We start from the raw sequence: 10,932 nt of genomic DNA, 5'->3' as shown, positions 1-10,932 counted from the left end.
TCTGCCTTCGTTTTAATTACTTATTTTTTGTGCCCTTACTTTGCTCAGAACGGACACTCAGATAGCGATCGCGACGGATTGCTTGCAAGACAAAATTAACCATTGGTTCTGCCTCTCCCAGAGTAGTCAGGATTTGCCTGCCCATCTCAAGGGCTGCTTCAAATTCTGGTTGGACAACTTCTTTGGCTCCCATTTGAGTCAGTAAATCGATTTCAGAATCAGTATGGGAACGAGCCACGATATCAATATTCGGAGATACGTTTAACGCATGTTGTAGAAGAATTCTTGTGCTGGCCGGATCCGGAAGTGCGATCGCTAAAGCCTTAGCTCTATCTAAATAAGCTTTTTCCAGAACCAACTCGGCATCGGCATCACCAAAAATATAGGGGATCTGAGCTTGTCTGAGATGTTTGGTGGCAGCTTCACTATTTTCGATCACTAACACCTCATAATTGCGATCGCGTAAAACATTAACAATCACCTGTCCAACTCTTCCGTAACCGGCAACTACGACATGATCACAAATAGTTTCGGGAACATAAATATCTTTATCTTGCTGCCTAGTCCTCAAATAATGAGCAATGCCTGGTAGAGTCGCAATTTTATCGGCAATTTCGGGGGCAAATTTCATCCCGATGGGCGTCACAACCAAGGTAATGGCAGTCGTCCCAATTAATAGTAAATATTTTTCTTGGCTAATAAAGCCCAATTCTCGACCGACAATTGCGAGGACAAAGGAAAATTCTCCAATTTGATTTAGACTCAAAGCTGTCACAATTGCAGTTTTAAAAGAATAGCCAAATCGCCAAATAATCGGGAAAACGATACAGGCTTTTCCTAGCATAATGATGGCAACTAAACCCAAAATTACCCCGGAATTATCCCAGAGAATATCAGGATCGATTAACATACCAATCGAAGCAAAAAACAAACTAGCAAAGGTATCTCGTAACGGAATAACCTTAGCCAAAGCTTGGGCAGAATAATCAATTTCAGCAATAATTAATCCCGCAACAAAAGCCCCCATTTCAATAGATAAGCCCAGACTAGCTGTAATCAGGGCGACTCCTAGACATAGGGCGATCGTGGTTAAGACAAATAATTCACTATTTTCAGTTTGGGCAACAGTTTTCATTAAAGGTGGAATCACCCAATAACCGGCAACAAAAGCGCCTGTAAAAAAGAGCACTGCTTTGAGGACTGCCCCGAGCAAGGCGATCGTGATATTTTCTGGCTGGTTAAGTGCCGGGAGGATAGCTAGCATCAACCCCAAAGCCAAATCTTGAGCAATCAAAATTGCCAACATTATCTGACCATGGATTGTGTTCACCTCTCCTTTTTCTGTCAGAGTTTTGAGTACTACAGCAGTCGAAGAAAGAGAAAGAATCGCACCTAAGAAAATTCCCTCTATAGGAGTTTTTGTCCAGCCTAAAATACCAGAAAATATCGCAACGAAAATTATCGTAAAACCAATTTGCAATAAACTCCCTTTAAGAGCAATGTCTTTAACTCTTTTCAATTCAGCTAAAGAAAATTCTACCCCCAAGGCAAATAATAAAAATGCTACTCCGATCGCCGCTAGAGATTGAATATCTTCAAGATTGTTGATGAGCCCTAACCCAAAAGGGCCAATAGCTAACCCACAGGCTAAATAACCCAAGAGAACTGGTTGATGAAGACGATTGGCAATAAAGCCACTCACCGCAGATGAACTTAATACCAGCGTAAGATCGAAAACAAAACTGTTTACTTCTGACATATTGCCTAATTAATTATTCTTCCTCACCTGCATGATAAGAACTTCTCACCAAAGGGCCAGAGCGCACATGGGAAAACCCGAGAGAGCTGGCCATCTCTCCTAAATAAGTAAATTCTTCGGGAGTCCAATATTTCTGGACTGGTAAATGCTCTAGAGAAGGACGCATATACTGCCCAATAGTCAGGCGATCGCAGTCAATTTGCCGTAAATCTTCCATTGTTTGTCTAATTTCAGCTTCCGTCTCCCCCAGCCCCAACATTAAGCCTGATTTAGTAGGAATAGTCGGGTCGAGTTTTTTAACCCAACGCAAAACATCAAGTGAGCGCTCATATTTTGCCCCTCTTCTTACAGGCGCTTGGAGACGAGCCACGGTTTCAAGATTATGATTATAACAAGCAGGTTTAGCCGCTACCACAGTAGCAACTCTAGCTTTTTGAGCCTCAGCTCCTGCTTTGCCACTCCAAAAATCTGGTGTGAGAACTTCAATCTCAGTTTGAGTATTAGCTTGACGAATTGCGCTCATCACCTTCACAAACCAAGCTGCGCCACCATCAGCCAAATCATCACGGGCCACAGACGTTAAAACAACATAATGCAAACCGAGCAGAGATACGGCCTCAGCAACTTTTCTTGGTTCCTCAGGATCTAAAAGCATTGGAGCTTTGCCTTTATCTACCTGGCAAAACCCACAGGCACGAGTACAAACTTGCCCCATTAACAGAAAAGTAGCTGTTTTATTGGCATAGCATTCTCCTCGATTAGGACATCTTCCCTCTTCACAGATCGTATGAATTTCTCTTTTCCTAATAATTTTTTGTACAGTGGAGATGTCACTAGCGTTGCCAATAGTTGCTTTCAGCCATGATGGCAGTTTAGTTATGTCCCGACGCAAATCAGTTCTGGTAGATCTCACGGACTTAGTCTGATTCATGATTTTTGATAAGAGGAGATGGCAACACTGAAAATTTTAATCGCATTTATAGAGATTTTGACAATGTTAACGGGAATTCTAAACAATGAACCCACGATATTCACCATGAATAAACTAGGTAAATCTCTGTAGTTATCAAGAGTAATCACTAAGGAGTTAACTGTGCCCAATCAGAAAATTTTGGTTATTGACGATAGCAAAGTTATTAGGATGCGAGTCAAAGATATGTTACCAGAAGGTAACTTTGAGATTATTGAAGCCAAAGACGGTTTGGAAGGGTTTAACTTGATTAGAACCGAGAATCCTAATCTGATAATGTTAGACTTTTTACTCCCTAAAATGAGTGGCTGGGAAGTTTACCAAGCAATCCAAAAGGAAAAAAGACTCAGAAATATTCCTCTAGTTTTAATGTCAGGACGCAAAGAGGAAGTTACCGATAAACTACCAGAACCTTTTGAATATTTTGCTTTTGTCGAGAAACCCTTTGATGGGGGGCAGTTGGTAGATGCGATCCGCGAGGCGATGGTGAAGTCGAAAAAACAGCCCCATTTATCTCCTTTGGGTGGAGATTCATCGGATGCAAATGCTGTTGATACTTCTGCGATGACAGCAGAAATCGAGTCGCTCAAGTCGAAAGTAGAGAAAATAGAGAAAAATATGGAGCAAATGAGAAAGCAAATTAATCAGTTGATTAGTTTTATTCGACAAAAATTTAGTTAGATAACGTCAGTTCGACGAATTTTCCTTTTGATTAAATTTCCCAAATTGAACCACGAAGTAACAGGCTTTTCCCTAGATCCCCAAATCCCCAAATCCCTAGCTCCCTATTCAGAACTAGTAAATTTTGTAATCATCGAACTCACGTTAGATGAACTCCATCCGAAAGTGATTATTGATCGCAATTTCACCCAGTCAGACCAAAAATTCCCGAAACGTCTCAACCAAAACTCAGAAAAAGAGAGTCGTGATTTGTTAGTCTAATAGGCGAGTATAATTACTCGGGTAATGGGGAATGTCTGGAGATAACTGTAGCAATGACAATTAGCACTCAATCAGGTCAGAGCAACAGCATTGGGGATCATATGATAGATGAAGTTTCCAACAGAAAATTTCATCGTAATCCCATACCCTTATTTATATTGGCCTCTGTGCTAGTTCACCTTCTGGGACTCGTTTTATTTGCCTTTGTAGAGCGCTCTGAACCTACAGTGCAAATGGTTCCAGAAACGGCACCAATTGATTTTGTTGTGGTGCCCCCAGAAGAAACGGCCGCCCAAACCCCAACGGAAACCCCTCCACAAGAAACAGCACCCACCGATCAAATAGCAGAAGCAGAATCTTCAACAGCAAAAGCCAGTGAGGCGATCGCACCATCTCAAGCTGTAGCCGTGCCAGAACCAGTTGTTGAACCCGCACCAACTGAAGTTATCCCCTCAGAAGAAATTCCCGCAGCAATTCCACCTCAGCCGGAGCCGCCATCCCAAACGGCAGCTGTCCCAGAACCAATCCCAGAACCAATCCCAAAACCCTTACCTGCTGAGCCCCCTGCCCCTGTAAAAACTACAGCACCCCAACCTGAACCCCCATCTCAGACCGCAGCTATTCCCGAGCCCATTCTCGAATCTTTACCCAAAAAAACTAAACTACCCAAGAAGATTGCCGCAGATACTCTAACCGAACCTGAGCCTACCGAACAGCCTTTACCCCCTAATCCTTTTGCGGAAAGTCAAAATTCGGCTGAAATATTATCGGGTTCAGAGCCAGCTATCGAAACAACAGAACCAAAAACACCGGAAATCACTAAACTAGTCAAACCACCCCCAGAGGTTATTGAACCCGAAGATGATTTTTTAACAACTCGGTTACCACCTAGGGCAATACCGGGCAAGCCTCTAGAACCAGAGCAGCCGATCCCTGAGACTCCAGAACCGGAAACTGAACCTTTGGCAACTCGTGTGTTACCCGAGAGCCTACCGGAGCAACCCTTAAAAACCGAGCAAGCTCTTCCCGAGACTCCAGAGACAGAAACTGATTCTGTGGCAATTCGTTCAACACCCAAGATAATTCCCAATGAATCTGCGGGAACTGAGCAGCCTGCTGTTCCTAACCAAAACTTACCTGCCAATCCTCCCAGCTCGGAAAGCAAAACTCCTAGTAGTACAGGCGCGGCTAGTTTATTAGGAGGAAATTTAAAACGCTCTTTTGATGATGATGGGGGCAATTCATTTTTCAATCTCGATAATAATGCCAGCCAACAAGCCTATAATCCAGATTTGGATGCCCAGCAAAGACTGGATATGCGAAACTACTTTTCGGAAATCAAAAGAAGAGTTCGACGCAATTGGAATCCCAGATATTCTACAAGAGAACATAATACTGTTCTGAGTTTCTCGATTCAAAGGAATGGTCAAATTGCCTTATTGAAAGTTAGGCGAACCTCAGGTTCTCAGTCAGTAGACAGCGAAGCTCTCGCAGCAGTCCAAAATGCTGGCCCATTTGATCCTTTGCCTGCCAATTTCCCCTTGGAAACGTTAAATGTCGAGTTTAATTTTAATATCTATATCTATTAATAAACTCTAAATTACTTATTACTTATTACTCATTACTTATTACTTAACTTCATGGCAATAATCAATCAATTTTTTAGTAATGGTGGATTGGTAATGTACCCTTTACTGGGATTATCAATTATTTCTCTGGCGATGATTTTAGAGCGATCGCTTTTTTGGGCTCAGGTTTCTCGTCAACAAGAGAAAATTATCAAAAAAAGCTTAATTCTATATCGAGAGGATACAGAATCCGCAGAAATACTACTCAGACGCAATCGACAATTGCCGATCGCGAGAATCTTTCTGGTCGCTCTATCCGTCGAGCGATCGACACCGCAGAAATTTAAACTAGCCCTAGAAAGTGCGGCCCAAGCCGAAATTCCCATTATTAAAAGATTTAGTAATGCCTTTGAAACTATAATTAGCATTTCTCCCCTATTGGGTCTGCTCGGCACGGTTTTAGGTTTAATAACTTCTTTGGCTTCTCTGCAAATTGGTGATATTGGTTCTTCTGATGCTACAGGAGTAACTTCAGGGATTGGTGAGGCTTTGACTTCGACGGCTGCGGGACTAGTAATTGCTATTTTTACGCTGTTTTTTGCGAGTATGTTTCGTGGACTATATTTGCAACAACTAGCTTTAATGCAGGAAGTTGGGGGACAATTAGAACTTGTCCATCTAGAAAAATACGAGCAGCAAGGAGGGGTTTACGATGCGCTTACCTGAAGAACCGGATTTACCACCTAGCATTAATATTGTGCCGATGATTGATGTCATCTTTGCTATCTTAGTGTTTTTCATGGTTTCTAGTTTATATTTAACTCGTTCCGAGGGTTTGCCTGTTAATCTTCCCCAAGCTAAAACCGCTGAAGTTCAACAGCAACAACAAATTACTGTCAGTATCGATCGCGATGGTCAATTGACTCTAGATAGTGAGCCGGCTCAACTCGCTCAGCTCAAGTCCCAGATTGAAGAATTGATCGGGACAGAATCAACGATAATAGTTGTAGTCAATGCCGACAAAGATGTGGCCCATGGCAATGTAGTTGAGGTGATCGACCAATTGCGCCAAATACCTCAAGTGCAACTTGCGATCGCAGCTGAAAAACCTTAAACATGAACGAGCGACCCCGCGTCGGCGTAGGACGCAAGGGAACGCGCGAGTTTGACTATTAAACATTAAACATTCAGCATCGGTATTGTCTTTGATTTGCGGAAATGAGTGAATATCAGTATTACGAATTTCAAACAGTTAATCGCTCTTTAACTGAGCAAGAACGAGTAAGCATCGGTAAGTTGTCGAGCAGAGTTAAACTTACGGCCACTAGCGCCATATTTACCTATAGCTATGGTGATTTTCGAGGAGATCCGCAAGATTTCTTAGCTAAGTATTTCGATGCTATGTATTACATTGCCAATTGGGGAACGAAGCAACTTATGTTCTGTTTTCCCAAATCTTTGGTTGATATCAACCAAATTCAACCATACTGTGTTGAAGGCTTTATCTCTCTTAACACGACTAGTAAACATGTAATTTTAGATATTTGCTTGGACGATGAAGATGGTTTTGGTTGGATAGAAGAAGAAGGCGGGGAGCTGACTCAAGTTATCGATTTGCGAAACGATATTTTAAAACAGGATTATCGTTTGCTTTATCTAGCTTGGCTAAAAGCCATAACCCTGCAATATATTGATGACAATAAACATGAACCGCCTGTGCCTTCTGGACTACAGGAGTTGTCGAGATCGCTAGATGCTTTTGTCGAGTTATTTGAAGTTGACCCCTATTTAGTTCAAGCTGCTGCAAAATCTAGTGGTCATCAGCAATCAATAGCCGATGACAGTTGGGCAAGCGAGATCGCAAAATTATCCAGGGCAGAATGCGATCTCATTTTACTGCAACTAGTAAAAGGGCAACCAAATTTATCAATTCAGCTCCAGCGTAAATTATCTTCCCAAATAGAATCAGTCCAATCTCAGAGCTCACCACCCAGAAAGATCTCCCAACTATTGCAAGCGGCTAAACAGCAAGAACAAGAAACAAAACGAAAACAAAAACAAGCAGCTAAAGCTAAACGCATTGAAGAATTAAAACAATTTGCTACTCAAGAAACCCAAGCTTGGCAAGATATAGAAAGATTATTGGTAAAACCTCAAGCAAAAACCTATGAGGAAGCAGTAAAGTTATTAGTTAAGTTACGAGACTTAGCTGTTTACCAAGATAAACAGCTTCAGTTTCAAGAACGCTTGAATAATATTCATGAAAGATACAGTAGGCGGGCAGGGTTGTTAAGACGATTAAAAGAGGCTAGATTAAATCAGATATAGGGAGATAAATGCAAAAAATAATTGAGAGTGTTCGTTCTAGTCTGGCAATACAGGTTCTCCTCGGCTTTGCCTTGGGCATTTTTGCGGGGGTGTTTTTCGGAGAAATCACTTCTTCTTTGGAAGTTCTGGGCACTGCCTATATACGTCTGTTTCAAATGCCAGTTATCCCCTACATGCTGGTTTCTTTGATCGCAGGCTTAGGGAAATTAAACTTTAAGACTGCCAAATCATTGGGCATTAATGCAGGGCTAACCTTATTATTTCTCTGGCTGATCATTATCTTTATTTTGATTGTCTATCCCCTGGGTTTTCCCAATTGGCAATCGGCATCATTTTTTAGCGAAAGTTTGGTTGAGCCACCCCAAAAAATTGATTTTGTTGAGCTATTTTTGCCCTCGAATCCCTTCTCAGCGATGGCAAATACCATTATTCCCTCGGTGGTTACCTTTAGTATTGCCATCGGGCTGTCTTTGATTTTGGTAGATCAAAAACAAACAGTCATTGAGGTGATGGAAAAATTAAGCGAAAGCTTATTGATTATTACCCGTTTTGTTGCCAAATTATCGCCTATTGGGGTGTTTGCGATCGCAGCTAATGCAGCAGGAACCCTGAGGCTAGAAGACTTTGGACGACTACAGATTCATATCATTCTTCATGGACTAATCTCTTTAATCCTTAGTTTTTGGGTCTTACCAGGATTGATAAGCGTTCTGACTCCCATCAAATACAAAGATATTATCAAAGAAATTAGAGCCGCTTTAGTTACTGCCTTTGCGATCGCAAATTTATTAGTGGTCTTGCCAATTTTGGTAGACGCCTGCAAAAAGTTGGTTGACAATATCAGACCGCAAACTGATCCAGATGCCGACCAACAGGAAATAGAAGATTCGCCCCTAGATGTTATTATTCCGGCCTCTTTCAACTTTCCCAATATGGGCAAATTGCTGTCTTTGGCATTCATTCCCTTTGCCGCTTGGTATGTTGGTACACCATTAACCCCAAGTCAGTATCCTACTTTTGTGGCGACAGGAGTGCCAGTTTTCTTTGCCGACGGCACTTTGGGCACAACTTTTATGTTGAGTCTGTTTAAAATTCCCACAAATATGTTGAGCCTTTACATCACAGTAGAAGTCTTTACTGCAAGATTTGGCACCTTACTGGCCGGAATGTATACAGTAGCCTTGGGTATCATCAGTACCTGTGCGATGCAAGGTTTAATCCGTTTTAACAAAAGAAAATTAATTCGTTTTACAATAATTTCTTTCTTAGTTACTATTTTAAGTCTCGGCTCGGTGCATTTTATCTTTAGCTATATTTTTCCCCAAGAATATAATAAAAATGAGCTACTAACTAACTTAAAATTATTCCGAGTTAGAGACCCTCAAGCAAGCAAAGTTTATCCTGAATTGCCACCTCGAAGACAACTTGCAGCGGAAACAGAAATTAACTCCAGACTAGATTTAATTAAAAACAGCAAAATTTTAAGAGTTGGCTATCTTGATAATGCTTATCCCTTGTCTTATATCAATAATGAAGGAGAATTGGTAGGGATGGATGTGGAGATGAGTCATATCCTGAGTAAAGATTTAGGAGTAAATCTAGAATTTGTTCCTCTCGGAAAAGATGATCAGGGTCAAAACATTGAACAAGATCTACTGAATTTTACGCAACTGGCAAATCTACTTGACAATGAAGATTGCGATTTAATTATTCCTGGAGGACCCCTATTTCCTAGCGGGGAAGAAGAAATCGATTTTTCTCACAGTTTTACTACTCGCAGTGTTGGTTTTTTCGTAAGAAGTGAGCTCAAAAGTAAATTCAGTTCCTGGCAAAGTTTACAAGCAGAGCCCAATTTACGGATTGCCATCCCCACAAGCAATTCTTACTATATAGCCAAAATCCGAGGTTTACTACCTCAGGCCGAATTGACTACGGTAAATAAGAGTATTACAGACTTTTTAGAGCAGGATTTTGCCCCATATGATGCCTTTGCTTTCTCTGCAGAAACAGCATCGGCTTTGACTCTTTTGTATCCTAGTTATGCCGTTGCCGTACCTCAGCCAGCAATTAAGTTTCCCGTAGCATATATCTTGCCTGAAAATACCTCCGAATTGAGTGATGTAGTTAACGTCTGGTTAAAATTGAAGCAAGAAGATGGCACCATTGATTCCCTTTATAACTATTGGGTGAAAGGTGATGTCCAATCAACTCTCAAACCTCGTTGGTCTATTATTCGCGACGTATTACATTGGATAGATTAAGGGATTGTCTACTATGTTGTTATATAATTAAGAGTTTGTCGCGCCTAATAAATTAAAGGAAAAAACTCTTATGGCAAGAATGTATTATGACGAAGATGCTAATTTAGATTTGCTTTCAAATAAAACTGTAGCAATTATTGGTTATGGTTCTCAAGGACATGCTCACGCTTTAAATCTAAAAGATAGTGGAGTGAATGTAATTGTGGGTTTATATCCTGGCAGCAAGTCTGCGGCCAAGGCAGAATCAGCAGGGCTTAAAGTTCATAGTGTCGCCGATGCGGCGGCTGCGGCTGACATGATTATGATTTTGCTCCCAGATGAAGTCCAAAAAACCGTATATACCAACGAAATCGCACCCAATCTACAAGATGGCGATATCCTAGCATTTGCCCACGGATTTAATATTCATTTCGGTCAAATTGTGCCTCCCGCATCAGTAGATGTTGTAATGATTGCACCAAAAGGGCCTGGTCATTTGGTACGACGTACCTACGAACAGGGCCAAGGTGTGCCAGCTCTGTTTGCTGTATATCAAGATGCTTCGGGACAAGCACGCGATCGCGCTATGGCCTATGCTAAAGGAATTGGTGGTGCTCGTGCCGGTGTTTTGGAGACTTCTTTTAGAGAGGAAACGGAAACAGATTTATTCGGAGAACAGGCGGTTCTTTGTGGTGGTTTGAGCGCGTTGATCAAGGCTGGATTTGAAACTCTTGTCGAAGCTGGTTACCAACCAGAATTAGCCTATTTTGAATGCCTTCATGAAGTAAAGCTAATTGTTGACCTTGTGGTTGAAGGTGGTCTCGCTAAAATGCGCGATAGTATTTCCAATACTGCCGAATATGGTGATTATACTCGGGGGCCTAGAGTCGTCAATCCCGAGACTAAGGCTGAAATGAAGAAAATCCTCAAGGAAATTCAGTCTGGGCAATTTGCTCGTGAGTTTGTGTTAGAAAACCAATCTGGAAAGGCTGGATTTACAGCAATGCGCCGTCAAGAAGCGGAACATTCTATTGAAGAAGTTGGCAAAGATGTTCGTGCTCACTTTAGTTGGCTGAAAGAAGGCTAAGTGACTAATCAATATCGCAATTTTTGATTCTACGTTTT

Annotated in this window: 10 protein-coding genes; 8 read left to right on the top strand and 2 right to left on the bottom strand. The window is 41.5% G+C overall.

Annotated elements, in window-relative coordinates; translation table 11 throughout:
* Positions 1–16: 16 nt before the first annotated feature.
* A complete protein-coding gene (locus XEN7305_RS03065; RefSeq protein ID WP_006507869.1) occupies positions 17–1,759 on the bottom strand; it encodes a cation:proton antiporter in 1,743 nt (580 codons plus the stop codon).
* A 13-nt stretch (positions 1,760–1,772) separates the two neighbouring features.
* On the bottom strand, positions 1,773–2,690 hold the full coding sequence (lipA, locus tag XEN7305_RS03060; RefSeq protein ID WP_006507868.1) for a lipoyl synthase: 918 nt from the start codon (positions 2,688–2,690) through the stop codon (positions 1,773–1,775).
* Positions 2,691–2,852: 162 nt separating this feature from the next.
* On the opposite strand from lipA, the gene XEN7305_RS03055 reads away from it, so the two are divergent.
* From XEN7305_RS03055 to ilvC, 8 genes are all read left to right on the top strand, one after another.
* Entirely contained in the window at positions 2,853–3,410 is a 558-nt protein-coding gene (locus tag XEN7305_RS03055) for a response regulator (protein ID WP_006507867.1), read from the top strand.
* Positions 3,411–3,455: 45 nt separating this feature from the next.
* Entirely contained in the window at positions 3,456–3,671 is a 216-nt protein-coding gene (locus XEN7305_RS03050) for a hypothetical protein (RefSeq protein ID WP_144053187.1), read from the top strand.
* 53 nt (positions 3,672–3,724) lie between these two features.
* On the top strand, positions 3,725–5,260 hold the full coding sequence (locus XEN7305_RS03045) for a TonB family protein (protein WP_006507865.1): 1,536 nt from the start codon (positions 3,725–3,727) through the stop codon (positions 5,258–5,260).
* A 51-nt stretch (positions 5,261–5,311) separates the two neighbouring features.
* On the top strand, positions 5,312–5,965 hold the full coding sequence (locus XEN7305_RS03040) for a MotA/TolQ/ExbB proton channel family protein (RefSeq protein WP_006507864.1): 654 nt from the start codon (positions 5,312–5,314) through the stop codon (positions 5,963–5,965).
* Positions 5,952–6,353, top strand: coding sequence for a biopolymer transporter ExbD (locus XEN7305_RS03035; RefSeq protein WP_006507863.1), 402 nt, complete (start codon positions 5,952–5,954; stop codon positions 6,351–6,353). Before XEN7305_RS03040 ends, XEN7305_RS03035 begins: the two co-directional genes overlap by 14 nt.
* A gap of 104 nt (positions 6,354–6,457) precedes the next feature.
* Positions 6,458–7,567: a hypothetical protein gene (locus XEN7305_RS03030; protein WP_006507862.1), complete on the top strand. Its 1,110-nt coding sequence runs from the start codon at positions 6,458–6,460 to the stop codon at positions 7,565–7,567.
* 8 nt (positions 7,568–7,575) lie between these two features.
* On the top strand, positions 7,576–9,828 hold the full coding sequence (locus XEN7305_RS03025; protein ID WP_006507861.1) for a cation:dicarboxylate symporter family transporter: 2,253 nt from the start codon (positions 7,576–7,578) through the stop codon (positions 9,826–9,828).
* 70 nt (positions 9,829–9,898) lie between these two features.
* The gene (ilvC, locus tag XEN7305_RS03020) at positions 9,899–10,894 is read left to right on the top strand and encodes a ketol-acid reductoisomerase (RefSeq protein ID WP_006507860.1); all 996 of its coding nucleotides are present in this window, start codon (positions 9,899–9,901) and stop codon (positions 10,892–10,894) included.
* The last annotated feature ends 38 nt before the right edge of the window (positions 10,895–10,932 follow it).

This window comes from Xenococcus sp. PCC 7305, from assembly GCF_000332055.1.
Taxonomy (GTDB): Bacteria; Cyanobacteriota; Cyanobacteriia; order Cyanobacteriales; family Xenococcaceae; genus Xenococcus.
Note: the sequence above shows the minus strand (reverse complement) of the source record. Positions and strands in the feature narration are given on the sequence as shown.